The organism is Tardiphaga sp. (genome assembly GCF_044336785.1).
Lineage (GTDB): Bacteria > Pseudomonadota > Alphaproteobacteria > Rhizobiales > Xanthobacteraceae > Tardiphaga.
Window position 1 is genome coordinate 1 of record NZ_JBIIOT010000028.1, and the last position, 26,139, is coordinate 26,139.

The 26,139-nt window shown below is 63.0% G+C and carries 26 protein-coding genes, 1 tRNA gene and 1 pseudogene; 10 read left to right on the forward strand and 18 right to left on the reverse strand.

The features are described from left to right. On the reverse strand, positions 1–933 hold a 933-nt coding region (locus ACIQ2A_RS10575), incomplete at its 3' end, for a COX15/CtaA family protein (protein WP_398478781.1). Positions 934–1,150: 217 nt separating this feature from the next. On the opposite strand from ACIQ2A_RS10575, the gene ACIQ2A_RS10580 reads away from it, so the two are divergent. Further along, entirely contained in the window at positions 1,151–1,366 is a 216-nt protein-coding gene (locus ACIQ2A_RS10580; protein WP_398478686.1) for a DUF2842 domain-containing protein, read from the forward strand. Positions 1,367–1,452: 86 nt separating this feature from the next. On the opposite strand, the gene ACIQ2A_RS10585 is transcribed toward ACIQ2A_RS10580, so the two are convergent. Further along, positions 1,453–2,460, reverse strand: a complete 1,008-nt coding sequence (locus tag ACIQ2A_RS10585; protein WP_398478688.1) for a polysaccharide deacetylase family protein — start codon at positions 2,458–2,460, stop codon at positions 1,453–1,455. Between the two features lie 108 nt (positions 2,461–2,568). Here ACIQ2A_RS10585 and ACIQ2A_RS10590 point away from each other — a divergent pair, with 108 nt between their 5' ends. Continuing rightward, entirely contained in the window at positions 2,569–3,753 is a 1,185-nt protein-coding gene (locus tag ACIQ2A_RS10590) for a GNAT family N-acetyltransferase (protein WP_398478690.1), read from the forward strand. A 91-nt stretch (positions 3,754–3,844) separates the two neighbouring features. On the opposite strand, the gene ACIQ2A_RS10595 is transcribed toward ACIQ2A_RS10590, so the two are convergent. Then, positions 3,845–6,229 carry a GumC family protein gene (locus ACIQ2A_RS10595; RefSeq protein ID WP_398478692.1) on the reverse strand — a complete coding sequence of 795 codons (2,385 nt, stop codon included), beginning with the start codon at positions 6,227–6,229 and terminating at the stop codon, positions 3,845–3,847. A gap of 229 nt (positions 6,230–6,458) precedes the next feature. Between ACIQ2A_RS10595 and ACIQ2A_RS10600 the strand changes: the two genes are divergently transcribed. The 4 genes from ACIQ2A_RS10600 to ACIQ2A_RS10615 all read left to right on the forward strand — a co-directional run bounded on the left by ACIQ2A_RS10600 (position 6,459) and on the right by ACIQ2A_RS10615 (position 11,613). After that, positions 6,459–7,589, forward strand: a complete 1,131-nt coding sequence (locus ACIQ2A_RS10600) for a glycosyltransferase family 4 protein (protein ID WP_398478694.1) — start codon at positions 6,459–6,461, stop codon at positions 7,587–7,589. Positions 7,590–7,697: 108 nt separating this feature from the next. Next, positions 7,698–9,236 carry an undecaprenyl-phosphate glucose phosphotransferase gene (locus ACIQ2A_RS10605; RefSeq protein ID WP_398478697.1) on the forward strand — a complete coding sequence of 513 codons (1,539 nt, stop codon included), beginning with the start codon at positions 7,698–7,700 and terminating at the stop codon, positions 9,234–9,236. Between the two features lie 173 nt (positions 9,237–9,409). Beyond that, complete coding sequence (locus ACIQ2A_RS10610) at positions 9,410–10,684, forward strand: O-antigen ligase family protein (RefSeq protein WP_398478699.1); 1,275 nt, start codon at positions 9,410–9,412, stop codon at positions 10,682–10,684. Continuing rightward, positions 10,681–11,613, forward strand: a complete 933-nt coding sequence (locus ACIQ2A_RS10615; protein ID WP_398478701.1) for a glycosyltransferase family 2 protein — start codon at positions 10,681–10,683, stop codon at positions 11,611–11,613. Before ACIQ2A_RS10610 ends, ACIQ2A_RS10615 begins: the two co-directional genes overlap by 4 nt. Before the next feature lie 72 nt (positions 11,614–11,685). Here the strand turns inward: ACIQ2A_RS10615 and ACIQ2A_RS10620 are convergent, their stop codons facing one another. Continuing rightward, complete coding sequence (locus ACIQ2A_RS10620) at positions 11,686–11,940, reverse strand: hypothetical protein (RefSeq protein ID WP_398478703.1); 255 nt, start codon at positions 11,938–11,940, stop codon at positions 11,686–11,688. A 138-nt stretch (positions 11,941–12,078) separates the two neighbouring features. Here ACIQ2A_RS10620 and ACIQ2A_RS10625 point away from each other — a divergent pair, with 138 nt between their 5' ends. Both ACIQ2A_RS10625 and ACIQ2A_RS10630 read left to right on the forward strand, forming a co-directional pair. Continuing rightward, the gene (locus ACIQ2A_RS10625) at positions 12,079–12,246 is read left to right on the forward strand and encodes a hypothetical protein (protein ID WP_398478705.1); all 168 of its coding nucleotides are present in this window, start codon (positions 12,079–12,081) and stop codon (positions 12,244–12,246) included. A gap of 260 nt (positions 12,247–12,506) precedes the next feature. Continuing rightward, positions 12,507–12,794 (forward strand): hypothetical protein, encoded by a 288-nt coding sequence (locus ACIQ2A_RS10630; RefSeq protein WP_398478707.1) that lies wholly within the window; start codon positions 12,507–12,509, stop codon positions 12,792–12,794. Between the two features lie 74 nt (positions 12,795–12,868). Here ACIQ2A_RS10630 and ACIQ2A_RS10635 read toward each other — a convergent pair. From ACIQ2A_RS10635 to ACIQ2A_RS10665, 7 genes and pseudogenes are all read right to left on the reverse strand, one after another. Beyond that, a tRNA-Pro gene (locus ACIQ2A_RS10635) sits at positions 12,869–12,946 on the reverse strand. 1,046 nt (positions 12,947–13,992) lie between these two features. After that, positions 13,993–14,263: pseudogene (locus ACIQ2A_RS10640) on the reverse strand (MerR family transcriptional regulator); the annotation flags it as partial. Positions 14,264–14,359: 96 nt separating this feature from the next. Beyond that, positions 14,360–14,695 carry an integration host factor subunit alpha gene (locus tag ACIQ2A_RS10645; RefSeq protein ID WP_398478709.1) on the reverse strand — a complete coding sequence of 112 codons (336 nt, stop codon included), beginning with the start codon at positions 14,693–14,695 and terminating at the stop codon, positions 14,360–14,362. Between the two features lie 136 nt (positions 14,696–14,831). Then, entirely contained in the window at positions 14,832–15,803 is a 972-nt protein-coding gene (locus tag ACIQ2A_RS10650; RefSeq protein ID WP_398478711.1) for a beta-ketoacyl-ACP synthase III, read from the reverse strand. Beyond that, the gene (gene plsX, locus ACIQ2A_RS10655; RefSeq protein ID WP_398478713.1) at positions 15,800–16,861 is read right to left on the reverse strand and encodes a phosphate acyltransferase PlsX; all 1,062 of its coding nucleotides are present in this window, start codon (positions 16,859–16,861) and stop codon (positions 15,800–15,802) included. The genes ACIQ2A_RS10650 and plsX overlap by 4 nt, the downstream gene beginning before the upstream one ends. A 217-nt stretch (positions 16,862–17,078) precedes the next feature. Beyond that, entirely contained in the window at positions 17,079–17,675 is a 597-nt protein-coding gene (locus tag ACIQ2A_RS10660; RefSeq protein ID WP_398478715.1) for a YceD family protein, read from the reverse strand. Beyond that, positions 17,672–18,214, reverse strand: a complete 543-nt coding sequence (locus tag ACIQ2A_RS10665) for a ubiquinol-cytochrome C chaperone family protein (protein ID WP_398478717.1) — start codon at positions 18,212–18,214, stop codon at positions 17,672–17,674. Before ACIQ2A_RS10665 ends, ACIQ2A_RS10660 begins: the two co-directional genes overlap by 4 nt. A gap of 124 nt (positions 18,215–18,338) precedes the next feature. Here ACIQ2A_RS10665 and ACIQ2A_RS10670 point away from each other — a divergent pair, with 124 nt between their 5' ends. Both ACIQ2A_RS10670 and ACIQ2A_RS10675 read left to right on the forward strand, forming a co-directional pair. Beyond that, the gene (locus ACIQ2A_RS10670) at positions 18,339–18,809 is read left to right on the forward strand and encodes an outer membrane protein assembly factor BamE (protein WP_398478719.1); all 471 of its coding nucleotides are present in this window, start codon (positions 18,339–18,341) and stop codon (positions 18,807–18,809) included. A 269-nt stretch (positions 18,810–19,078) separates the two neighbouring features. Next, entirely contained in the window at positions 19,079–20,086 is a 1,008-nt protein-coding gene (locus ACIQ2A_RS10675; RefSeq protein ID WP_398478721.1) for a Bug family tripartite tricarboxylate transporter substrate binding protein, read from the forward strand. A 5-nt stretch (positions 20,087–20,091) separates the two neighbouring features. On the opposite strand, the gene ACIQ2A_RS10680 is transcribed toward ACIQ2A_RS10675, so the two are convergent. From ACIQ2A_RS10680 to thiL, 7 genes are all read right to left on the reverse strand, one after another. After that, the gene (locus ACIQ2A_RS10680; protein WP_398478723.1) at positions 20,092–20,277 is read right to left on the reverse strand and encodes a hypothetical protein; all 186 of its coding nucleotides are present in this window, start codon (positions 20,275–20,277) and stop codon (positions 20,092–20,094) included. Between the two features lie 30 nt (positions 20,278–20,307). Next, a complete protein-coding gene (locus ACIQ2A_RS10685) occupies positions 20,308–20,550 on the reverse strand; it encodes a DUF2171 domain-containing protein (protein ID WP_398478725.1) in 243 nt (80 codons plus the stop codon). A gap of 80 nt (positions 20,551–20,630) precedes the next feature. Further along, the gene (locus ACIQ2A_RS10690) at positions 20,631–20,786 is read right to left on the reverse strand and encodes a hypothetical protein (RefSeq protein WP_398478727.1); all 156 of its coding nucleotides are present in this window, start codon (positions 20,784–20,786) and stop codon (positions 20,631–20,633) included. A 107-nt stretch (positions 20,787–20,893) separates the two neighbouring features. Beyond that, a complete protein-coding gene (locus tag ACIQ2A_RS10695) occupies positions 20,894–21,718 on the reverse strand; it encodes an arylamine N-acetyltransferase (RefSeq protein WP_398478729.1) in 825 nt (274 codons plus the stop codon). Between the two features lie 126 nt (positions 21,719–21,844). Next, positions 21,845–22,135 carry a hypothetical protein gene (locus ACIQ2A_RS10700; protein WP_398478731.1) on the reverse strand — a complete coding sequence of 97 codons (291 nt, stop codon included), beginning with the start codon at positions 22,133–22,135 and terminating at the stop codon, positions 21,845–21,847. A gap of 360 nt (positions 22,136–22,495) precedes the next feature. Then, complete coding sequence (locus ACIQ2A_RS10705) at positions 22,496–24,616, reverse strand: sodium-translocating pyrophosphatase (RefSeq protein WP_398478733.1); 2,121 nt, start codon at positions 24,614–24,616, stop codon at positions 22,496–22,498. A 427-nt stretch (positions 24,617–25,043) separates the two neighbouring features. Continuing rightward, positions 25,044–26,006 (reverse strand): thiamine-phosphate kinase, encoded by a 963-nt coding sequence (thiL, locus tag ACIQ2A_RS10710; RefSeq protein WP_398478736.1) that lies wholly within the window; start codon positions 26,004–26,006, stop codon positions 25,044–25,046. Positions 26,007–26,139 lie beyond the last annotated feature (133 nt).

Sequence of the window (26,139 nt, forward strand, 5' to 3'; positions counted from 1 at the left end):
GATCGCCACGCCCTGATGCATCAGCGCAAGGTCGATCGGCACCTGCTGCAGCAATGTCATGATACCGAGCATGGCCTGCACGGCAATCGTCGCCACCAGCCATAACGCGCCGTTCACCACCGACCGCTCCGCCCGTGCCATCACCGCATCGAGCGCGTGCCAGATCGCGACGGCGAACAGCAGATAGGCCGTCATGCGATGCTGGAATTGCACCGTCAGCGCATTGTCGAACATGTTGCGCCACCACGGATCCTCGAAGAACAGCCGCGCAGCCGACGGAATGAACGCGCCGTCGATATCAGGCCAGGTATTGAAGACACGCCCGGCACGCAGTCCCGCCACCAGCGCGCCGAAATAGATCTGCAGAAACGTGAGCCCGAGCAACACCCAACTCGTCACGCGCAGCCGCGCCGACGCCGGCACCGTGACGCCAGCACTCATTCGCCTGAGCACCCACACGATGGCGGCAAAGATGATCAGCGCCAGCATCAGATGCACCGCGAGGCGATATTGCGAGACCTCGACGCGATGCGTCAGGCCTGACGCCACCATCCACCAGCCGACAAAGCCCTGCAGGCCGCCGAGTGCAAAGATCACCCAGAGCGGCTTCTTGAATGCGGACGGCACCTTGCGACGCCACAGGAAAAACAGGAACGGCAGCAGGAACACCATGCCGATGGTGCGGCCGAGCAAGCGATGGCTCCACTCCCACCAGAAGATGTTTTTGAACTCGGCGAGGCTCATGCCGTGATTGAGCTCGCGATATTGCGGGATCTTCTTGTAGGCCTCGAAAGCCTCGTGCCAGTGCGCCTCGGTGAGCGGCGGCAGCGTCCCGGTGACCGGTTTCCATTCGGTGATGGACAATCCCGATTCCGTCAGCCGCGTGGCGCCGCCGACCAGCACCATGGCGACGATCATGGCCGCGACCACCATCAGCCACAGGCGGACCGGGCGCAATTCCTTGTCGCGGATTTCAACGCCGTGGCTTTGAGCCCTTTGGCTTTGAGCTGGGGCAATCATGGTGACGATATCCGGTGCTACGAAATGATCGCTTTGAACGAATTTTCGCGCCCCTTATAGTCCGCGCCCAGACCCCTGCAAAGCTGGGCACTTTGCCCACCCTCCCCGGATCATCCGCCACTTACCGCTCATGAAAATCCGCACCCGCAAATTCATCGGAACCATCCTCCTCCTGATTCTCGTGGTGGTGTGGTCGCTGCTCGGCATGGCCATGGCGCAGATGCCCTGGCTCGCCGCCTCGGGCTGGCGACAGGCGATCTTCTACGTGGTGGCGGGCATCGGCTGGGTGCTGCCGGCGATGCCGATCATCAGCTGGATGCAGAAACCGGACCCGGAAGACGCTTAAAGCCGTCGGGCGGATGAGGCGAAGCCGTCATCCGCCGTCCTTCGCTGCATGCAGTCGGCCGGCGGATTACGCCTCGCTCATCCGCCCTACATCCAGCCGCTCATCATCACGCGCAAGATCCGCAGCGAGCTCCGCCGCCCGTCCCAGGCCAATCGCGGCAACGCATGCAAGCTTGCCGCTGGCTTCACGACACCCGGCACCGACGTCACCGCGCTCGTAAAACCCTGCTCCGCTGCCATCGCAACATCCCGCGCACCAAACGCAGTCTTGTCGCCGAACGGATACGCAAAATGCCGCGGCGACACCGGCAGTGCCGCCTGGGCGACGGCCTGTCCCATCGCCATCTCGCGCTTCGCAGTGGCATCGTCGAGATTTGCGAGGATCGCATGATGCAACGTGCTGGTGCCGATCGTTACCAGGGGATCGGCGGCAAAGACCGCGACATCGTCCCACGTCATGGCAGCTTCGCGCGATAAAGCCCCGAGATCGACATCGTAACGCAGGCAGAGATCGTCGATGGCAACATCCAGCGCGCGCGGCGGCAGGCTGCGCAGCCAGCCGTCGAGATAATGATGCGCGAGATATTTCCCGGCGATATCCGCCGTCTCGAAATATCGCCTGACGTCATCGACAACCACATTGATGCGGTCCTGCCCCGCGATCACCTGCTCCAGCGCCAGCCCCCACATCCGTCCGAGCCCATCGGGAAACGCGCTTGGCAGGTAGAGCGTGAACGGCACCTGATGGCCGGACAGCAGCGGCCACGCATAATCGAGAAAATCGCGCGTCGCCGCATCGAAGGTCAGCGCGACGAAACGGCGACCTGACTGCGGCGCCTGCACGCGACGGCAGGCTTCATCCATGGAAACAATGTCGAGCGGCCAGCGCTTCAGGCTTTTGATCACCCGATGCAGGAATTGCGGTGTGATCTCGCTCGCCTTGAGCGGCTGGAACGCGGCATCGCGCGCCGGTCGCACGCGCTCGAATTTGAGGATGATACCGGCGCCGCCGCGCGACGGTTCCAGCAATCGCCAAAGCCCGCTGGCATAGGCGAGTTCCAGTTTGAGCGCCGTCCAATCCGTTCCCAACGACACCGCACACCCCGCCGCGGCCATCTCCGCGCTGCCATAGTCCTTACCGTTTGTTGAGATTTCTTTGCAAAACTGCACCTCAAACCTAAAAATCCCCGATCGGGCATCGCAATGACAATGGCTGCGGCAATGGAAACACCAATCGCGGCACGTCCCGGCGCGCCCCGTATTGCGCGGGTCGATATCCTGCATGATTTCGCCAGCGCCGAACCGATCTGGCGGCAGTTCGAGACAGCCGCGCATCTCGCGACGCCCTATCAACGCTTCGACTTCCTCTCCGCCTGGCAGGCCCATGCCGGTAAGGCCGAAGGTGTGCAGCCTCTCATTGTCGTCGCCTACGACAATGATCAGCAGCCACTGATGTTGCTGCCGCTCGTCGTCAGCCGCGAGAATGGCATGCGCGTGGCCAGCTTCCCCGGTGGCAAACACGTCACGTTCAATATGCCGCTGTGGCGCCGCGATTTTGCGGAGACCGCAACGCGCGCCGAGATGGATGTGCTCCTCAAGGGCATCCAGTCCGGCTCCGACAAGATCGACGTGCTGGCCATGCTGCAGCAACCGCAAAGCTGGCGCGGCATCGCCAATCCGCTGGCTCTGCTGGCGCATCAGCCATCGGCGAATGAATGCCCGCTATTGATCATGGTCCCCGATGCGGTGCCGACCGATCGCGTCTCCAGCTCGATGCGCAAGCGGCTGAAGACCAAGGAGGCCAAATACAAGGGCCTGCCCGGCTACGGCTATCTTCATGCGACGACACCGGCTGAAGTGAATCGTGTGCTCGACATGTTCTTTGCCGTGAAGCCCCTGCGCATGGCCGAACAGGGCCTGCCCGACGTGTTTGCCGAGCCCGGCATCGAAGGGTTTTTGCGGGAGGCTTGTGCTGCGCCCCGAACCGGCGGCTATGCCATCGATGTCCACGCCCTCGTCTGCGACGAGGAAGTCATCGCCATGTATGCCGGCGTCACCGACGAGCATCGCTTCTCGATGATGTTCAACACCTACACCATGTCGGCCAATGCGAAATACAGCCCCGGCCTGATCCTGATGCGCAGCATCGTGGATTACTATGCCGAGCGCGGCATCGAGTCGCTCGATCTCGGCATCGGCGAAGGCGACTACAAGCGGATGTTCTGCAAGGATGACGAGATCATCTTCGACAGCTACATCCCGCTGACCACGCGCGGCCGACTCGGTGCGCTCGGCCTGTCATCGATGGCCCATGCCAAGCGAATGGTGAAGCAATCGCCAGCCCTGCTGCAGATGGCGCAGAAGCTGCGCAGCGCGTTTCAGCGCTAGAACGTAGGATGGGTTGAGCGCAGCGATACCCATCACCACCAGCGCCCGGCGGTGATGGGTATCGCTGCGCTCCACCCATCCTACAAATGCATTAAGCCGCCACCACGCGCGGCCCATGCCCGTTCGGCTCATCGCCATTCGGTGCTTCCGCCACTGAACGCAGCATGCGGACATCGCCGAAACCGACAGCCCTCAGCTCCTCCGCCATGCGCGCCCGCGCTTCCATCCCCATGCCCGCTTCCGGCACCACGATGGCGCGGGCCTGCGCGGTCAGCATGCCGGCCGGCAGATCAGCAGCGGTGCCGGCATCGAGCAACACATGATCATAGACCCGCAGCAGCGCATCCAGCGCCATGGTCAGGCGCGGTGACTGCAGCAACGTACGGTCAGCGCTGGCACGACCCGCCAAGACCATATGCAGCCCCGACATCCGGTCCTTCGTGATCACCTGGCCGAACGAAGCTTCGCCCAGCATCAGATCCGCAAGACCCGGCGCCGACGGATCGTTCGACACCGCCTTCAAGGTCGGTGACGACACCGACAGATCCACCAGCACGACCTTGGCGTCACGCGCCAGGATGCGCGCCAGCGTCAGGGCGGTGAGCGAAATGCTGTCATTATGGCCGGTGCCGAGCACAGTGATCTTGCGCGCGGCAGGTCCAGCGGCGCGGATATCGCGGGCGAGCTGCTCGATCTCCGTCACACCGGCGGCGAGTTCGGGATGATGATCCCGCAGCGGCGACTGCACCAATGCAGCTTCCGGCTCCGGCACGATGGTCGGCGTCGCAGCAACAGGTGCAGGTGCCGCGACAGGTGCGGGCTCAGGCACGATCGTCGCCGATGGCGCCGGCATCTGCGGCATGACCGGCTCCGCATGGGGCTGCACGTCCGGCTCGACACGGCGCGATGCCTGCGTCACCCGCGTGGTACCTGACACCGGCCCTTGCGGCGCCGTCATGCGCAGCAATTCGCCGGTGACGATGCTGCCCGCGGTGAGGATCAGCGTGGCCAGCGTGGCGATCAGCACGATCGGCAGCTTCTTCGGATAGGCCGGGGTGTTGGAGACGATGGCGCGCGAGATGATGCGGCCGTCGGTCGGCGCGCCATCAATATTTTCACGCGTGGTCGCCTCGCGATATTTGGCGAGATAGGATTCCAGCAGGTCGCGCTGTGCCTTGGCTTCGCGCTCGAGCGCGCGCAGCTGCACGTCCTGGCCATTGCTGCTCGACGCCTGGCGCTTCAGTTGTTCGAGGCTGTTGGTGAGTCCATCGACACGGCCGGCCGCGACGCGCGCATCGTTCTCGAACGAACGCGACAATTTGGCAGCCTCATCACGCAGTTGCTTGTCGAGATCGCCGAGCTGCGCTCGCAGCTCCTTGATACGCGGATGCGCATCGAGCAAGGTCGATGACTGCTCGGCCAGCTGCGCACGCAGCGTCACGCGCTGCTCGGACAGGCGGCGGATCAGGTCGGAATTCAGCACCTCGGAGAACTCGATCGGCTTGCCGGTCTGCAGCATCTCCTTGATCAATCGCGATCTGGATTCCGCATCCGATTTCAAGGCCCGCGCATTGCCCAGCTGGCTGTTGATCTCGCCGAGCTGCTGGTTGGACAGCGACGTATTGTTGGTGCCGATGAACAGGCTCGATTTCGAACGAAACTCCTCGGCCCGCGATTCCGCATCATTGACCTTCTTGCGGAGATCATCGATTTCGCCCGACAGCCACTGCCCGGCCGCCTTGGCCTGCTGCTGCCGTGCGCTCTGCTGCATCACGAGGTAACCATCGGCGATGGAATTGGCGACACGCGCTGCAAGATCGGGATCGGCCGACTGGAATTCCACGACGATCACGCGCGACTTGTCCACCGCGAAGGCAGTCAGCCGCTCATAATAGGAATCCAGCACGCGCTCTTCCGGCGTCATCGAGAACGGATCGCGCGCCGCACCGATCAGCGCCAGCAGCGACTTCCACGGCTGCGCGCCCTTCAGCACGGGATCGAATTCCGGGCGCTCGGCGAGCTTGTTCTTCTTGATCACCTCGCGCGCAAGATCGCGCGACAGCACCAGCTGCACCTGGCTGGCGACAGCCTCGGGGTCGAGCGACAGGCGCTCTTCGCTGCGCTCGCCATTCGGCCGCAGGAAGATGTTTTCACGGCCATCGATGAGGATGCGGGATTCCGACTTGTAACGGGGCGTGATGAGATTGACGAGAACGATGGAGCCGACGGCGGCCACCAGTGTCGGCACGATCACCCACATCCGCTTGCGCAGCAGCGCGCGGCCGAGGGCGCCGAGATCGAGATCACCAAGCTGCGGCGGCGTGGACGATGTCACGCGCTCTTCGACGATCGATTCTTTTGGTCTGGAGCTGAACGCCGACTTCAGCGGCGAGACGGGCTTTTCTGCGACGGGAGCCTTGATGGCCTGATCAACCGACGCATCACTCTTCTTTGCACGCCCAAACGGCCAACGCATCGCATACCCCTACAGAACGCCACAGCGCCTACTCAACGGAATCGATTAAATGCGATTAAGGTTGCCGGCCGGTTAATCGCGCAGGTTGACCGACCTGCGCGCAGCGCTCGGGCTGGGCGAATCCCGCAGCCTCACGCTTTGTTAACGGCGATGGCGCTTATTGAAGTTAATTGCTTCAGGAATTTCCGGTCCAGGGGCCTCGCGCCCTTCCCGAATGCTGGTCTCACGCATGTATGCCACGGATAAGCCACTCCGAATCCTGCACGCCGTGCGCGCGCCTGTCGGTGGCATCTTCCGTCACATCATCGATGTCGCCAATGGCCAGGCCGATCGCGGCCATCAGGTCGGAATTCTCGCCGACAGCCTGACCGGCGGCGAGCGCGCCGACGCCGCATTGGCCGAGATCGCTCCGCGCATGACCCTCGGCATCCATCGCCTGCCCATCAAGCGCGAGCCCGATCCGACCGACATTGCGGTCTGGTTCAAGTTCAAGAGCCTCGTGCGTCAGCTGAAGCCCGATGTGCTGCATGGCCACGGCGCCAAGGCCGGCGCCTTCGTGCGCCTCAAGGGCCATGCAAAAGGCACCATCCGCATCTACACGCCCCATGGCGGCTCGCTGCATTATCCACAGAACACGCCCAAGGGCGCCTTCTATAGCCGTCTCGAACGCGCACTGATGAACCGCACCGAACTGTTCCTGTTCGAGAGCGCCTTCGCGCGCGACACCTATCAGCGCATGATCGGCACGCCGTCGGGCCTCGTGAAATGCGTCTTCAATGGCGTCACCGCCGGCGAATTCGAGCCGGTCGAACTCGCCGAGGACGCCACCGACATCTGCTATGTCGGCGAATTCCGCCGCATCAAGGGCGCAGACCTCCTGGTCGATGCGGTCGCGCGGCTGCGCGCCGATGGCCATGCCGTCACCCTCACCCTCGGCGGCGACGGCGAAGAGACCCATGCGCTGAAAGCACAGATCGAGCGCCTCGGCCTCGGCGGCGCCGTGCGCTTCATCGGCCATGTGAAGCCGCGTTTCGGCTTCTCCAAGGGGCGCCTGCTGGTGGTGCCGTCGCGCGGCGACAGCATGCCCTATGTGGTGATCGAGGCCGGCGCTGCCGGCGTGCCGATGATCGCCGCCAATGTCGGCGGCATCCCGGAAATCTTCGGTCCGCACACCGATGCATTGTTTGCGCCGAGCAATGCCGGCGCCATGGCCGAGGCGATCAAAACAGCACTCGGTGATCTCAACGGCACGCGTGCGCGTGCCATGATACTACGCGAACGCATCCAGCAGCACTTCTCGCAGGATGCCATGGTGGAAGGCGTCGTCGCCGGCTACCGCGCAGCGTTTGCGAAGCATTAACTCTCATTAACTTGTAACGAATTCTTCCGATTTATCCGCTAATTCAGCGGAAAAGGAGTAGGCTCGACGCACCGCCGTCGCTTGCCTCGCAATAACGGGAAATTCGCTTTGGATCCGATCAACGCACGCTCAATGATCGACGCTGCTGCGACCGACGCATCCGCGCCGCGCCAGTTCGAACGCCGCCGCCGGCTCACGCCAGAAGCACTCGCCCTCGTCGAACAGAAAGTCCGCTCCGCCTATTCGCCGGTGGTCATCACCGGCGTCGTTCGCGCGGTCGATTTCGTGATGCTCAGCCTTGTCGGCACCGTGCTCTATTTTTCCTATGTGGTGCGCGCCGCCGGCTTCTCCTGGGAATATCTCGCAGGCATCATCGCATTGTCCGCCGTCGCGGTTGCGTGCTTTCAGGCCGCCGATATCTATCATCTGCAGATGTTTCGTGGCCGTGTGAAGCAGCTGACCCGCATGGTGTCGGCCTGGGCCTTCGTGTTCCTGCTGTTCATCGGCGTACTGTTCTTTGCCAAGTTCGGCGACGCGGTGTCGCGCGTCTGGCTGTCGTCATTCTTTATTGTCGGTCTCATTGCGCTGATCGCGCAACGCACCGTGCTGCGCGCGCTCATCGTTCGCTGGGCGCAGCAGGGCCGCCTTGCGCGCCGCACCGTGATCGTCGGCGCCGATGTCAATGGCGAGCAGCTGATCCGGGAATTGCAGTCGCAGGAGGATTCCGACATCCAGATCCTCGGCGTCTTCGACGACCGCAACGACAAGCGCTCGATGGACACGATTTCCGGCGCGCCGAAACTCGGCAAGATCGACGACATCATCGAATTCGCCCGCCGCACCCGCGTCGATCTCGTGCTGTTCGCATTGCCGATCTCGGCCGAGACGCGCATCCTTGAAATGCTGAAGAAGCTGTGGGTGCTGCCGGTGGATATCCGCCTGTCCGCGCATACCAACAAGCTGCGCTTCCGACCCCGCTCCTATTCCTATCTCGGCAAGGTGCCGACCCTCGACGTGTTCGAGGCGCCGATCACCGACTGGGACCTGGTGATGAAATGGCTGTTCGACCATGTGGTCGGCGGCCTCGCGCTGCTCTGCGCGCTGCCCTTCATGGCGCTCGTGGCGCTGGCCATCAAGCTCGACAGCCCTGGCCCGGTGCTGTTCCGGCAGAAGCGGTTTGGCTTCAACAATGAGCGCATCGACGTCTTCAAGTTTCGCTCGCTCTATCACGACCAGGCCGATCCGCTGGCCAAGACGGTGGTGACCAAAGGCGACAAGCGCGTCACCCGTGTCGGTCGCTTCATCCGCAAATCCAGCATCGACGAGCTGCCGCAGCTGTTCAATGTGGTGTTCAAGGGCAATCTCTCGCTGGTCGGCCCCCGTCCGCATGCAGTGCAACAAAAGCTGCAGAGCCAGTTGCTGGACGAAGCCGTGGACGGCTATTTCGCCCGCCACCGCGTCAAGCCGGGCATCACCGGCTGGGCCCAGGTCAATGGCTGGCGCGGCGAAGTCGACAGCGAAGAGAAGATCCAGAAGCGCGTCGAGTTCGATCTGTATTACATCGAGAACTGGTCGGTGCTGTTCGACGCCTATATCCTGTTCCGCACGCCGATCTCGATGCTGACCAAGAACGAGAACGCGTATTGAGGGGACTCCCACCCTCATGGTGAGGAGGCGCGAAGCGCCGTCTCGAACCATGAGCTGGCTTGGCTCCGAGCGTGCCGCCATCCTTCGAGACGCGGCCGAGAGGCCGCTCCTCAGGATGAGGGCCGAGACTGATCCTACACCACTCATTCACCCGCCCCCGCTAACATCGCCGCATGACCATGCACGCGTCCAGCGATTACGCTTATGCAGCGCCGACGGCCCCGGCCGTCGTGACGCTTCAGCACGGGCTGCTGTGGCTGATGGGCATGGGCGGGGCCATCGTTTTCATCGAGCCCAGCCCTTATGAAATCTTCGCGCTGACCTCGGTCGTGGTGTTCGCCGCCACCGGCCTGCGTATGCGGCTCGCTTTCATGCCGCTGGCGCTGCTGCTGTTCGCCGTCAATCTCGGCTACACGATCTGCGCTTTGCCACTGCTCGACCAGCAGCCGATCGTCTATTGGATCCTGACCTCCTGGTACATGGCGGTCACCGCGATCTTCATCGCCCTCGTCGTCTCCGAAGACACCGCCGCGCGGCTGCATTATCTGCGCTCCGGCCTGATCGCAGGTGCCGTGATCGCATCGCTGGCCGGCATCGCCGGCTATCTGCGCCTGACGCCCGGTGAACTCTTCACGCTCTATGGCCGCGCCGCCGGCACCTTCAAGGACCCCAACGTGTTTGGCGCATTCCTGGTGCTGCCGGCCTTGTTCTGCCTGCAAAGCGTCGTCAGCGACGGCTTTGGCCGCTCGCTGCGCTCGACCATCCTGCTCGGCATCATCACGCTGGCGCTGCTGCTCGCCTTCTCGCGCGCCGCCTGGGGCCTGCTCGCCCTCACCGCCGCCTTCATGCTGCTATTGATGATGCTGACCAGCCAGACCAATCGGCAGCGCTCGCGCATCGTCCTCATGGCGATCGCCGCCATCGTGGCATTGGTACTCGTGCTGGTGATCCTGCTGCAATTCGACTTCATCCGCGACATGTTCCAGCAGCGCGCCTCGTTCGACCAGAAATACGATGAAGGCCGCTTCGGCCGTTTCGGCCGTCATTTGCTGGGCGCACAGATGGCGCTCGATCTGCCGCTTGGCATCGGCCCGCTGCAATTCAACAAGTTCTTCCCCGAAGACACGCATAATTCCTATCTCAACGCCTTCATGTCCGGCGGCTGGATTTCCGGCGTGGTCTATCCGGCGCTGGTCTTCACCACCGCCCTGATCGGCTTTCGCTACATCTTCGTGCGGACGCCGTGGCAGCGGCCTTATCTCGCAGTGTTCTCCGCCTATCTCGGCACGGTCGGCGAGGCCTTCATCATCGACACCGATCACTGGCGTCATTTCTGGCTGATGCTCGGCCTGATGTGGGGCCTGTTCGTCGCCACCCAGCGCTATATGGCGACAGCGCGCCACGCCGATGAATTCACAACTCATACAGAAGGACTGCCCGCACGATGACGGAAGCCAGCATCCGCATCGCCGTGCTCGTCCCCTGTTTCAACGAGGCCGCCGCCATCGCTCAGGTCGTGCATGATTTCCGTGCCGCATTGCCGATGGCCGAGGTCTATGTCTATGACAACAACTCCTCCGACGACACGGTGGCTATCGCCAGCGCTGCAGGCGCCCAGGTGCGCAGCGAACTGCATCAGGGCAAGGGCCATGTGGTGCGCCGCATGTTCGCCGACGTCGATGCCGACATCTATGTGATGGTGGATGGCGACGCGACCTATAATGCCGCCAGCGCGCCCGCCATGATCGCCAAGCTGATCGATGAACGCCTCGACATGGTGGTCGCCCAGCGCGTCGATCAGGATACGGCCGCCTATCGCCCAGGTCACCGCACCGGCAATTTTCTGCTGACGCGCTTTCTTGCCGACACGTTTGGCCGCGGCTTCGAGGATATCCTGTCGGGCTATCGCGTGTTCTCGCGCCGTTTCGTCAAGACCATCCCCGTGCTGTCTGATGGCTTCGAGATCGAGACCGAGCTCAGCGTTCACGCGCTCGAACTCTCGATCCCCGTCGCGGAAATGCAGACGCCCTATTTCTCGCGGCCGGCCGGATCGCACAGCAAGCTCAACACCTGGCGCGATGGCTTCCGTATTCTCGGCACCATCCTGAAACTCTATCGCTCGGAGAAGCCGCTGCGCTTCTTCACCACCATCGCGATCACGCTGGCATCGATGTCGGTGATCCTGTCGATCCCGCTCTTCCTCACTTATGTGGAAGAAGGCCTGGTGCCACGCTTTCCCACCGCGATCCTCTCCACCGGCATCATGCTGGTCGCGGTGATCTCGCTGTTCTCCGGTCTCATTCTCGACACCGTGTCGCGCGGCCGACGCGAAGCGAAACTGCTGCGCTATCTCGCCGAGCCCTGGATCGGGCACTGATCCACTCAACCCATTGCTCAAACGAAAACAGCCCCGCTTGCGCGAGGCTGTTGCCGTTGAATGTCGTCCGCTTTAGCGAACGATGATCGTCTTGGTACGGCCGCCATGATAGCCATGGCGATGGCCGTGACGCGGGCCGTAATAGGCGCGGCTGTGGCGATAGCCGGGACCACGATGATAGCCGGGGCCGCGATGATAGCCGCGATGGCCACCATGATAACCACCGCCGCCGATCTGGACATTGATGCCCTGAGCTGCAGCCGGAGCCGCCGGAGTGCCGATATAGAGAAGGCCGGCAGCAGCCAGCAGAGCCAATTTCTTGATCATTGTGTCCCTTCCTGTGAAATCTGCGGGGACAAGTCGAAGGTGATCTAAAGGTTCCGATTTGATTCAAAGCATATGACGCCAAATGGCATCGCCTCGGATCGAATGGGAACGTCATGTTGCGACGGGCGTTTCCACCGCATGACCGATCCCAAAACGAAGCGCGATCACGACAAGTCCAAGCCGGACGAGGAAGTCTCGCCGGCCGGCCCTCACGACAAGCCCGAACTCACCGACCACCACAAGACGCCGGGCAGCGGCATGCTTCCCGACAAGGACATTGATGAGGTCGAAGGGCCTTCGGGCTGATCGCGCACAAAACTGACGTGCGCACGTCATCACACATTCTTATGCTGACGCTAACGTCGCATTAACGATCACGACTCACAGTGGTCATCAGGTTAACGCAGGCCGGATGTACGTCTGCGTGGAAATGGCTCGGAGCTTTCGGTTCCGGGTCATTTTTGTTGTTTGGGTTCCCTGCCCGGTTCCATATGGCTGCATTGCCCCTGGGGCATGAACGATGCGCGAAGCCACACGTTGCCTTCCCGAGAACAAGGAGAAGCAACATGAAGAGAATGGCAATCGCTCTCGCCACCATTGCAGCGCTGGGCGCTGCAACCATCACCACCAAGCCTGCAGAAGCACGTGGTGGTCGCGGCGCCGCCATCGGCCTCGGCCTCGCAGCCGGCGCGCTGGTGGCCGGTGCCGCAGCTAGCGGCGCATACGCCTATGGTCCGGGACCGGGCTATTACGGTGGTCCGCGCTATTACGGCGGTCCCCGTTATTATGATGGCCCGCGCTACGGCTATTACGGCGGCGGCCCGCGCTATTACCGCAGCTACGGCTATTACTGATAGCCGCAAGACGACAAAAGGCCCGGAGCAATCCGGGCCTTTTTGTCGCTTATCAAGCAGTTTCAATGATTTAATGGTCGGAGCGAGAGGATTCGAACCTCCGACCCCTAGTCTCCCAGACTAGTGCGCTAACCGGGCTGCGCTACGCTCCGAATGCCTGACGGCGCTGATTGATTAGGGATATTCGCCCCGACAAGCAAGGTCGTTTTGAGCCATTAGGGAACATTGGCCACGCAACACCGGTTCGTTGATGCCGATCAGGCTACATCCCGATGAGCCATACGGCGCCAATCGTAGCCAGGACAGCCAGGCCACTGATGGTCCATCCGCCATAGTAGCCGACGTCATCTTCGTGCTGGATCTCTTTATGCTGGAAATCATGGGCACCAGCAGCCGAATGCCAATGGGTCATGTCACCACCTCGGATCAGGGTATCTGCCCGATACAACTGACCGACCCTCAGCTAAGTTCCTCGCCGGTTAGCCGGCATGCCGCTGCCAGCGGGCGTCGGGTCAACCGCCGCCATCCTTCATCGCCGCATCGAGCGCGCGGCGGGCTGCGAGCAGATCCTCGAGCACCAATTCCAGCCTTTCGCGGTCGAGCGAGCGAACCTCCGGACTCGGTTGCGGCGATGGCTGGGGATTCAAGCGCGGTTGCGGCGGAGCGGGATTCGCACGAACCGCCGGCATCGGATTGGCACGGCTCATGGACGCCGGATCTGTGCGGCCGATGGCCTGCTGCAGACGCGGTTCAACGCGCGGCGCAGCGCGTAGCGCGGGATCGGTGCGCACCTCCGGCGCGGCCCCGGTCGGCGGACGCAGATCGGGCTCGCGGCGCGCCACGACGTCAGGCGCCTTGCGGGCGGCGACTGGTTCTGCCACCTCCTCTTCGTCGGCGCCTTCCTCTTCAGACTCGTCGTCCTCGGACTCTTCTTCGTCCGCGTCCTCGTCGTCGGATTCCTCCTCGTCGCCCTCTTCGGAATCGTCCTCGTCAGACTCCTCCTCCTCGGCGTCCCCGGAGTCCTCGTCGGCCGTTTCCTCGTCCTCGAGCTCATCTTCGAGTTCGGCCTCAGCCTCTTCGTCCGGCTCGTCCTCGACCACCGGCGCCTTCGCAGCCGGTCGCGTCATCAGCGGGGCCGCCGACGTCATCCGTGGCTCCGCCCCGCGCGCAGGCACGGGCGCGAAGGCCGGCGTGGCCTCTCCGTCCACCAGCCCCTGCACCGCCTTGATGCCGTTCTCTTTGAGAATCCGCTGCACACCGCGGATCGTGTAGCCCTCGCCATACAGCAACCGGCGGATGCCGCGCAGCAGATCGACGTCGTCCGGGCGATAATATCGCCGGCCGCCGGATCGCTTCATCGGTTTGATTTGAGTGAACCGCGTTTCCCAGAACCGCAGCACATGCTGCGGAATATCGAGGTCGTCGGCGACCTCGCTGATGGTCCGAAACGCATCCGGCGCTTTATCCAAGTGCAGGATTCCTGTGGTTCATCCCGTTGCTATATCAAAGCGCTTTCAAGCGAAGTGGAAACCGGTTCGCGAGAAGAAAACGCGTCAAATCAAGGTCTACTCGTCGTGGTCTTTGCCGTTACCGACGGCATCGACATTGCCGTTGATCCGCTGTTTCAGGATCGCCGACGGCTTGAACACCATCACCCGCCGCGGCGAGATCGGTACTTCCGTGCCCGTCTTCGGATTGCGTCCGATGCGCTCGCCTTTACTACGCACCATGAAGGAGCCGAACGAGGACAGTTTCACTGTCTCACCCTTTTCCAGACAATCCGTGATCTCTTTCAGAACAAGTTCAACAAACGCCGATGACTCCGTGCGCGACAAGCCTACCTTTTGATAGACCGCCTCGCACAGATCGACGCGTGTGACTGTTTTTCCCGTGCCCGTCATGCCAGCCCCAAAAACTTCTCGGCGAACCGAAATTCGTCACGGAAACTAGGAGGTTAACGGGACGGGGTCAACACCGCAGGGCGTTGCAAGCGCATGGAAAGTCGAGACAATTTGAGATGTTGTGGTTTTGCCACCATCACCAGCGGACAAGCGCCGAGCCCCAGGTGAAACCGCCGCCCATGGCTTCGAGCAATACCAGGTCACCTTTCTTGATGCGCCCGTCATTGACCGCAACAGATAGTGCCAGCGGGATCGACGCCGCCGAGGTGTTGCCATGGCGATCCACCGTGAGCACCACCTTCTGCGGCGCAATATGCAATTTATGCGCGGACGCATCGATAATGCGCTTGTTGGCCTGATGCGGCACGAACCAGTCGATGCTGTCCGCATTCGCACCGGTCGCAGCGAAAGCATCGACGATCACGTCGGTGATCATGCCCACCGCATGCTTGAAGACCTCGCGGCCTTCCATGCGGAGATAACCCACGGTCTGCGTCGAGGACGGGCCGCCATCGACGAACAGCTTTTCCTTGTGCCGGCCGTCGGAGCGCAGATGCGTGGTGAGCACGCCGCGATCGGCGGTCGTCCCTGCCCCGTCCTGTGCTTCGAGCACCACGGCGCCGGCGCCGTCGCCGAACAGCACGCAGGTGCCGCGGTCGGTCCAGTCGAGGATTCGCGAAAAGGTTTCGGCACCGATCACCAGCGCACGCTTGCCGGCGCCGGTGCGCAGCAGGCTGTCAGCGGTGGTCAGCGCAAAGATGAAGCCGGAACACACGGCCTGCAGGTCGAATGCTGCGCCGTGCGTGATGCCGAGTGCGTTCTGCACGGCCACAGCTGTCGCGGGAAACGTATTGTCCGGCGTCGAGGTGGCGAGCACGATCAGGTCGATCGACTGCGCGTCGATGCCGGCATTCTTCAGCGCCGCCTGTGCTGCCTTGATGGCGAGATGCGAGGTGAACTCGCCTTCGGCCGCAATGTGGCGCTGCTGGATGCCGGTGCGCTGGACGATCCACTCGTCCGACGTATCGACCTTCTGGGCCAGTTCAGTATTGGTGAGAATGCGCTCCGGCAGATAGGAGCCGCAGCCGAGCACGACCGAACGTATCACGAGACAGCCTCCTGCGCGGCCGCGGGCGCAGAGACAGCACCATGATCGCGGTCGAGCGTTTCATTGATCTTGTTGAGAAGGTCGTAGCGGACCATGTCATAGGCGACATCCACCGCATAAGCGAAGCCATCGGCATCGGTGCCGCCATGGCTCTTCACCACGATGCCCTTGAGGCCGAGAAACACGCCGCCATTGGATTTCGACGGATCCATCTTGTCGCGCAGCGCCTTGAAGGCGTTCTTGGCGAACAGATAGCCGATCTTGGAGCGCCAGGTGCGGCTCATGGCGCCGCGCAGATATTCGGCGATCTGGCGCGCGGTGCCTTCGGCCGCCTTCAGTGCGATATTGCCGGAAAAGCCTTCCGTGACGATGACATCGGCGTCGCCCTTGCCGATGCCGTCGCCCTCGACGAAGCCGATGAATTTGAGTTGCGGCAGATCGGCGGCGCGCAACAGCTCGGCTGCCTCGCGGATTTCCTCGCCGCCCTTCACTTCCTCGACGCCGATATTGAGCAGGCCCACGGTCGGACGCTCGAGATCGAACATCACCCGCGCCATGGCACTGCCCATGATCGCCAGCGATTTGAGGTGATGCGCATCGCCGCCGATGGTGGCGCCGAGATCGAGCACGATGCTGTCGCCGCGCATGGTTGGCCACACCGCGGCAATCGCCGGGCGATCGATCCCCGGCAGAGTGCGCAGGCAGAACCGCGCCATCGCCATCAGCGCACCGGTATTGCCGGCGGAGACGGCCACATCGGCTTCGCCCTGCTTCACGGCATCGATCGCCATCCACATGGACGACACCTTGCGGCCGCGGCGCAATGCCTGGCTCGGCTTGTCATGCATGGACACGGCGACGTCGGAATGGATCACCTTCGACACTTTTTTCAGTGCCGGGTGGTTGGCCAGCTCGGCCTCGATCTTGGCGCTGTCGCCGACCAGCACGAATTCGCTGTCGGGGTGCCGGGTCAGCGAAATCGCCGCGCCGGGGATGACCACCGATGGGCCGAAGTCACCGCCCATGGCGTCGAGCGCGATGCGAACCTTTTTAGCCATGTACGTCCTGGAAACCTGTCTTGAGCGGCATCATCCACATGGCCGCCGACGAACTGCCGCGACCGGCGGCAGTAAAGCTATGGCATGTACCCCTTTACGGCGCGCGACAATAGCGTTTCCGCCATTTGACACAACACCTTGACCGGGCGTTTTCCCGCGCCAGCCGCGGGGGTGGAACCGGGCGAGAATCGGAGCCGGGCGCCTCCGATCACCCCTTTTACGGCTTCGCAGGCGCGTCCTGCAGCGCCTTCAGCGCTGCAAACGGGTGTTCGTCGGGATTCGGCGCCTCGACCTGGTCCTCGAACACCGCGTCCGGCTTGCGCGGATAGGGATCGAGACCCAGAAACAGCGCGTCCGTCACCAGTTTGCCGATGTCGATCGCCCCGTTCTCGATCGGCTCCGGTGGATCCGGCCGGTCGTCATCGCTCTCGCCGTCGTCCTCGTCGGCCGAATCGGCCAGCTCGCGAATCTGCGAGGGCGGCGCGAACACCACATCCACGTCCTCATCGATCTCGTTCTCGAACGGATCGAGCGACACCACGCAGATCTGGGTCACCTTGCCCGTCACCCGGCCGGTGACATGCACCGTGCCGCCCTTGACCGGCAGCAGCCGCAACTCGGCCTTCACAGCCGCGATATCCGGCACACCGCCGAGTTCGGCCATCGCCTTGCGCTTCTCCGGCCGCGCCTCGATGGTCTGATACAGTCCCGTATCCGGGATTTCGGTCACCGGGACCGGCACGCTCCAGGGCGGCGGCGGGAGTTGCGACGGCGGAAGCTGCGATGGCTTCTGGCCGCGATCGGATTTGCTCATGTCGTTACCAAAGTTGCCGCGGGCGACGGAAACCGCCACGCGCCGGAGGTGAATGTCGCCGGATCGAGCCCGGCGAAATGATGATCGGCCGCTTCCACGTAAGCTGCGAGCTGCCGGGCCTGATCGAGATCGCGGCCATTATAGATATTCTTCGACAGCGCCGCTGCCAGCGCCTCGCCGCCCTCGGCCAGAGCCACATCATAGGCCTTGGTGCGACCATAGAAGGCGCTGCCGAAGTCCCGCATCTTCCTGGGCACCTTCATGTCGCTGGTGCCGAGTTCGCGCAGATTGTCGTCCATGTCGTCGCAGAACTTGTCAAAAAGCCCCTGCGCCAGTTCGCTCCTGGGATCCAGCCGCCGCAGCACCAGCCACAGCTGGACCAGCAACATATCGAAACGCCCATCGACCGTGTCGGGAGCTGCTAAATCACGGTAAAACAACGGTTCTCTCGCCTGCGCCACGATCATGCCATAGATCGCTTCAATGGTGCCGCGCAATCGCGCCGGGGACTTCCTGAATCGACTGAACGGCCAGATCATGACGGGTTCCTTGCGGGCCGGTCGGGCACGCGCATGTTGCATTCGAGGGTTCTGCCCGGTACGTCAACGCCTTCCGGGATGCAAGAGCCCCGGAAGCGCCTAGAGGATGGGGATTTCCTCCACGATGATCAATTCGAGCCTGAGCACTGCCATCCGCGGATCGCGCCTGAACTGGCGCCGGGTCCGCTCAGCCGTGGCCGTTGCCGCCGTCTGCCTGTCGCTGGGCGCCTGCGCCGAGCAATTCCAGAAGGGCTACATCCTGCCCCCCGGCGCGCTGGAGCAGATCCCGATCGGTGCCAGCCAGGATCAGGTGCTGATCGTGATGGGCACCCCGTCCACCGTCGCCACGCTGAACGGCGAAGTGTTCTATTACATCTCGCAGCGCGCCGAACGACCCGTCGCCTTCATGCAGCAAAGTGTCACCGACCAGCGTGTCATTGCCATTTATTTCGACAAGAATCGCAGGGTCACGCGTCTTGCCAATTATGGTCTGCAGGACGGCAAGATCTTCGACTTCATCAGCCGCACCACGCCGACCTCGGGCTCGGAGATGAGCTATCTCGCACCGCTGTTCCGGTTGGTGAGCTTCCGCTAACAACTGCGGCCGTAGGGCGGATTAGGCGAAGCCGTAATCCGCCGGCCGAGTTCACAACGGAAACTCCGCGGCGGATGACGCGGAGTTCATCATCGGGCGAGCTTCGCGCGACCCGGTGGCTAATCCGCCCTACGAAATTCAAAAAGCCCCGCAGCACAAGCTGCGGGGCTTTTTGTTGTTCGCAGCGCCAACACGTCTTGTCTGCCGTCACAGCTCTGACTACGGTTTTCGCTAAGAGCCAAAGTAATAAATCCAAGAGAGGAAATGTGATGACCAAACTGGTTACGCGCCGCCGCATACTCACCGGTGCTGCCGCACTTTCAACGGCTGCGATCCTGCCGCGCGCAAGCCTTGGTGCCGGCGAATGGAAGCCCACCGAAACCGTCCGCGTCATCGTGCCTGCTGCGGCCGGCGGATCCACCGACGTGATGGGCCGCATGCTCGCCGCGCATCTGCAGCCGGTGTGGGGCCAGTCGGTCGTGGTGGAAAACCGTTCGGGCGGCGGCGGCACCATCGGCGTTGCTGAAGTCGCGCGCCTCAAGGGCGATGGTCACACCATCCTGATCGGCAATCCCGGCCCGAATGCCATCGCCTACAGCATCTTCAAGAACCTGCCCTACAAGATCGACCAGCTGCAGCCGGTCTCCAACATGATCAAGCTGCCCAACATCATGTGCGCGCATCCGAGCGTGGGGATCAAGACGATCCCGGAGCTGATCGCCTATATCAAGGCCAATCCGGACAAGCTGAACTACGCGTCATCCGGCGTCGGCCAGAGCCCGCATCTCACCGGCGCATGGTGGCTGCAGCTCACAGGCCTCAAGATGCAGCACGTCCCGTTCCGTGGCGCAGGTCCGGCCCTGCAGGCGGCATTGGCCGGCGACGTGCAGATCCTGTGCGACAATCTCTATCCGTCGCTGCCGCAGGTGCTCGACGGCAAGCTTAACGCGCTCGCGGTGACGACACCCGAACGGAATGCGCAGTGCCCGAATGTGCCGTCGATGCGCGAGACCGGCGTGCCTGAACTCGCGAATTTCGATGTCTCGACCTGGTTCGGCGCGTTCTATCCGAAGAGCACACCGACCGAAGCCGTGACCGCCCTCAACGAGCAGATCAAGGTGCTGCTCGCCACCGACGCCGCCAAGAAGAGCATCGCGGCCATGGGCGCCGTGCCCGACTATGGCACGCCCGCGCAATACCAGACCTTCATCGAAGCCGAGGCCCTGAAATTCAAGGGCATCATCGATAAGGAAGGCTTGCAGATGGAAGTGAAGTAAGCGCATCAGCCTGGCGTGAAGCCGACGAACTTCCCCCACAACAGAAAGACGGCCATCGCCATTACAATGGCGGTGGCCGTTTTGATCATCGTCAGGCGCCGTTCAGCAGGCGACGCCTGCAAACGCCCGCAGTGATGGCAGACGCCTGCGCCGCCGGGAATCTCGCGCTCGCAGAACTCGCAGACCGCCACGCCCGCCTCCCCGGCTGGATTTTGAACGGCTTATTTTTCTTCTTCCAGCGAGAATGCCACCGCGCCATTGGCCGACAGGCGCACCTTGTCGCCTTCGATATCGGCCACGAGGCCACCATCGATAAAATGGTGATGTCCCTTGTGGTGCCCTTCGCCTGAGTCTTTCTTGGTCAGCTTGATGCGGTTGCCCTCGACCTTATCGACGGTCCCCACATGCACGCCGTCGGCGCCGATGACTTCCATATGTTCTTTGATTTTGCTGAGCGCGCTCATGTCATGTTCCTTTGATGGTGGGAACATTGAACGGCTGGAACCGGGTTTGGTTCACTCGCAAGGCCGTGAGCGCAGCGGGATCAGCCGCCTTTGTTGATCTTCTTGATCTTCGCCTCCTGCGCCTCGATCGCCAGCGTCAATTCCATGATCGCCTTGGACAGCAGTTCGGTGGCTTCCTTCTGATCCTGCGATTTGGCGGCGCGCAAAGCGTAGTTCTTGGCGGATGACAGGGACATTGTTGGCTCTCGCGGTGATCGATCGTAGGGCGGATAAGCCGAAGGCGTAATCCGCCGCAACGCGCGCTGCAAGCTCCGCGGCGGATGACGGCTACGCCTTATCCGGCCTACGCCTGCACGCGATTGATGATCGCCCACAATTCCTCGACCGGCACCGGCGATGCGACATTGAACGTCTCGTCGAGCACCTGCCGCAACTCCCCGGCACTCTCCAGCGTCCGCGTCGAGACCTGCTCGCCATCACGCGCCTCGACGATGAGATGGCGATTGACCAGCTTGAACCGGCGATCGCCGGTGACGCGCTCCAACACCAGCGTGGTCGGGAACGGCACGGCTGGATTGGTCGATGTGTACCAATTGCCGAGCTCGTAGTCCGACGGCAATTGCGGGATGCGATCGAACACATACATGGTCCGCCAGCCACCTGCCCGCTTGGCGGCCAGCCACAATCGCCCGTCCGCCTCCGTCAGCTTGTACGTGCCCATCGCCGTGGACTGCTCGATATCGGTGGCGAGCCGCAGCGGCGCATCGAGCACGCAGGCGCCGAAGCCGGCATCGGCGAGATAAGGCCCATCGGGCAGATCGACTTTCAGCAGCATATGCGTCTTCGGCCCGAGCGGGCTGTCCGGCGGCGCATTCCACCGCACGCGCCCGCCGAGGCCTGTGACCCTGAAACCGATGGCTTCCAGCGCGGCGCGCAACACAGCGTTATGTTCGTAACAATAGCCGCCGCGCCGCGACTCCACGAGCTTGCGCTGCAGGGATGCGAGGTCGAGATCGACCGGACGCTTCAAAAGCGGATTGATCCCCTCGAACGGGATCGCATTGACATGCGCCGCGTGGATCGCCGTCAGCGTCGCAAGGTCGGGCGCAGCTTTTCCGCTGAATCCGATCCGCTCGAAATAGCGATCCAGCTGCAGAACATCGGTCATTGGTCGATTCCAATCCAGGCCCACGGCCGTAGGATGGGTTGAGCGGAGCGATACCCATCACCACAAACGCCGGAGCGCGTGGTGATGGGTATCGCTCCGGCGCGACGCGCCTGCGCTTAACCCATCCTACGATTTCGTCCCGTACTTCCGCGCAAAATCGCGCCCGGTGCGCGCGAGGCAAACCGCCGCCTGCCCCTGATACATGGTGCCGTCCTTTGCGGCGATTTTACTGCATTTCGCCCGCGCCTTCTCATACGCGGCCCTTGTCGCAGGCTGCGCCTTGGGCAGGAAACGCGGTTCGCATTTCGCCAGCACCATGTCGGACAGCGCATTGTCCGCGGTGGAGCCGAGCTGGCAGAGATCGAGGACGCGAAACGCGCCTTCGCAGCTGAACTCGGTTTTGACGGCGGCGGTCACGGCATTGGCCAAGCCGCCCGCTTTGGCAGCGGCGTCATCGCTGATGGGGCATTTTTCGGCGGCGGCAGCCGGAGCGACGCAAGTCACGAAACACAAGAAAAGTGCCGTTGGGATTGAGCTTCGGATCATGCGAGTGGACCTATGAGGGAGCGCCGGGCCATCAGCATAGCAAGATGCCGTAGGATGGGTAGAGCGTAGCGAAACCCATCAAAAAATCCCGCGGCTCTCACCGCGGGACCTTTGCGTTGGTCGTAACGCTCGTCCAGTAGGACGGATGAGCCGAAGGCGTCATCCGCCGGCCGAGCGCATGTGGCGAAGAACGGCGGATGACGCTTCGCTCATCCGCCCTACGTCCACAGATCAATGCGCCAAGATCGCCAACAGCAACAGCGCCACGATGTTGGTGATCTTGATCATCGGGTTCACGGCAGGACCAGCCGTGTCCTTGTAGGGATCGCCGACGGTGTCGCCGGTCACGGCTGCCTTATGGGCATCCGAGCCCTTGCCGCCGAAATGGCCGTCCTCGATATACTTCTTGGCATTGTCCCAGGCACCGCCGCCCGAGGTCATCGAGATGGCCACGAACAGACCGGTGACGATGACGCCGAGCAGCATGGCGCCAACGGCCGAGAACGCCGCCGACTTGCCGGCCGCACCGCCGCCCGCAATCGCATAGATCAGGAAGTAGACCACGATCGGCGACAGCACCGGCAGCAGCGACGGAATGATCATTTCCTTGATCGCCGCGCGCGTCAGCAGGTCCACCGCCCGGCCGTAATCCGGCTTGTCGGTGCCCTGCATGATGCCCGGCTTCTCGCGGAACTGACGCCGCACTTCCTCGACGATGGCACCGGCCGCGCGGCCCACCGCCGTCATGCCCATCGCGCCGAACAGGTAGGGCAGCAAGCCGCCAAACAGCAGGCCGACCACCACATAGGGATTGTTCAGCGAGAAGTCGGGCAGCACGTCCTTGAAGTACGGATACTTCGCGGCATTGGCGATGAAGAATTTAAGGTCTTCGTTATAGGCCGCGAACAGCACCAGTGCGCCGAGACCGGCCGAGCCGATCGCATAGCCCTTGGTGACGGCCTTCGTCGTGTTGCCGACCGCATCGAGCGCATCGGTGGCCTTGCGCACTTCCTTCGGCAGGCCCGCCATTTCGGCAATGCCGCCGGCATTGTCGGTGACGGGGCCGAAGGCATCGAGCGCCACGATCATGCCGGCCAGCGCCAGCATGGTGGTGGTGGCGATGGCGATGCCGAACAGGCCGGCGAGGCTATAGGTGACGAGGATGCCGGCGATGATGACGATGGCGGGACCCGCGGTTGACTCCATCGAGATCGCGAGGCCCTGGATCACATTGGTGCCGTGACCGGTGACCGAGGACTGCGCGATCGACTTCACCGGACGATAGTCGGTGCCGGTGTAGTATTCAGTGATCCAGATGATCAGGCCGGTGACGACCAGACCGACCACGCCGCATTCGAACAGCGCAAAGCCGGTATATTTCGCGCCCGCCAGCGGACCGAAACCGACCAGCCAGTAGATCGCGAAAGCGAGACCGAACAGCGACAGCACACCCGTCGCGATCAGGCCCTTATACAGCGCGCCCATGATCGACTGGCTGGCGCCGAGCTTCACAAAGAAAGTGCCGATGATCGAGGTGATGATGCAGATGCCGCCGATGGCGAGCGGCAGCGTCATCATGTTCACCAGCAGCGGTGACGTCGCAAAGAAGATCGCCGCGAGCACCATGGTGGCGACCGCGGTCACCGCATAGGTCTCGAACAGGTCGGCCGCCATGCCGGCGCAGTCGCCGACATTGTCGCCCACATTGTCGGCGATGGTCGCAGGGTTGCGCGGATCGTCCTCGGGAATGCCCGCTTCCACCTTGCCGACGAGATCGCCGCCGACGTCGGCACCCTTGGTGAAGATGCCGCCGCCGAGACGCGCGAAGATCGAGATCAGCGAGGCGCCGAAGCCGAGCGCCACCAGCGCATCGATGACGATACGGCTGTTGGCGGCGTGGCCGAGGCTCTGGGTGAGGATCATGAAGTAGATGGTGACGCCGAGCAGTGCCAGGCCCGCCACCAGCATGCCGGTGATGGCACCCGCCTTGAAGGCGAGTTCAAGTCCGCCGGCCAGCGAACTGGTCGCCGCCTGCGCGGTGCGGACGTTTGCGCGCACCGAGACATTCATGCCGATGAAACCGGCCGCGCCCGACAGCACCGCGCCGATCAGGAAGCCCACGGCCACGAGCATGCCGAGGAAGTAAGCCAGCAGCACGAAGATCACGACGCCGACGATGCCGATGGTGAGATATTGCCGCCGCAGATAGGCCTGCGCGCCTTCGCGCACCGCCGCTGCGATTTCCTGCATTCGCGCATTTCCGGCATCCGCCTTCAACACCGAACTTGTCGCCCAGATCGCGTAAACGATCGACAGTGCCCCGCAGAGCACGATCACCCACAATGCTGTCATGGAATCTGCCTCAGTCCTTCCTGCCCGGCGCCTTGTTATGATGGCGCATATGATCGGAGGCCTGTCCTGAGTACGTGAGGACGGCCTCTCGTAACAGGAAGCATGTCAAATCCGGTATCGGCGTGCAACGTCCGCAGATGGAAGAAGGCTGCTAATTTGGAGGGGATGTAGGGGAGATGCAGCGACGCTCGATAACCTCTCCCCGCCCTTTTGCGGGGAGAGGTCGAGCCGGCGGAGCGCAGCGAAGCCGGATCGGGTGAGGGGCATGGCACGAGCTCTCCACCCGCCTGCACCATCGAATCTCTCAAACGACTGATATCTGGCTTGACACTTCTCGCGTGCCCGGCCCCTCACCCGCCGCGAAGACGCGGCGACCTCTCCCCGCGCAAGATGCGGGGAGAGGTTAGTTCGCGGCAACCATCGCGCTTTAAAAGTGACTGTAGGAATGCCGCTTCAAGACGATCTCGCCGCCCGCCGCATCGACAAAGCGCGGCGGCCCCTCACCCGCGACGATCTCGCCAATCACCGCAGCAGCAACGCCCGCCTCGTCCGCCTGTGCCATGAAGGACGCCAACCGCTCCTCCGGCATGGTGCAGAGAATTTCGTAGTCGTCGCCGCCCGCCACCAGCGCCTCATAGCCGATCATGCCGGCGTCCAGCAGCGCGCCGGCCGGTGCCGACAGTGGCAGCATCGCCGTCTCGACCACCGCGCTAACACCCGACACCGCGCATAGTTTGGCGAGATCGCCGGCCAGCCCGTCCGACACGTCCATCGACGCCGTCGCATGATCCCGCACCGCACGCGCCAGCGCGCAGCGCGGCTGCGGCACGCGATAGCGCTCGATCAGCGGGTCCTCATTCGACGAAGCCAGCCGCCCCTGAAGCACCGCAAGTCCCAATGCTGCATCGCCGATGCTGCCGGTGACCACGATCAGGTCGCCCATCTGCGCGCCCGCACGCCGCACGATCCGCCCCTCCGGTATACGGCCAAAGGCAGTGACGGAGATCATCAGCGGCCCCGGCGTGGACACGGTGTCGCCACCGAGCAGCGGGCAGTCGAATTCGGCGATATCCTCGCCAAGCCCGCGCGCGAATTCCGCCAGCCAGGCTTCGTCCTGCACCTTCAGCGCCAGCGTCAGCACGAAGCCGGCGGGAACAGCGCCCTTGGCGGCAAGATCGGAGAGATTGGTGCGCAGCGCCTTGCGGGCGATGGTGTCGGGGGGGTCGTCGGGCAGGAAATGCACGCCTTCGACGATGGCATCGGTATTGACGACGATGTCTTCGCCTGCGGCTTTCAGCACGGCGGCATCATCGCGCAGGCCGAACGCGCCGGGATCGGTGGCAAGCGGCGCAAAATAGCGGGAGATGAGCGAGTCTTCGTTGGATGCCATCGGCTATCGTCTCTCACTATCCCTGTCATCGCCCGGCTTGACCGGGCGATCCAGTAAACGGCGACGATTCGGTTCTATCAACAAGCGGCGGTGTCTACTGGATCACCCGCTTTCGCGGGTGATGACAACCAGA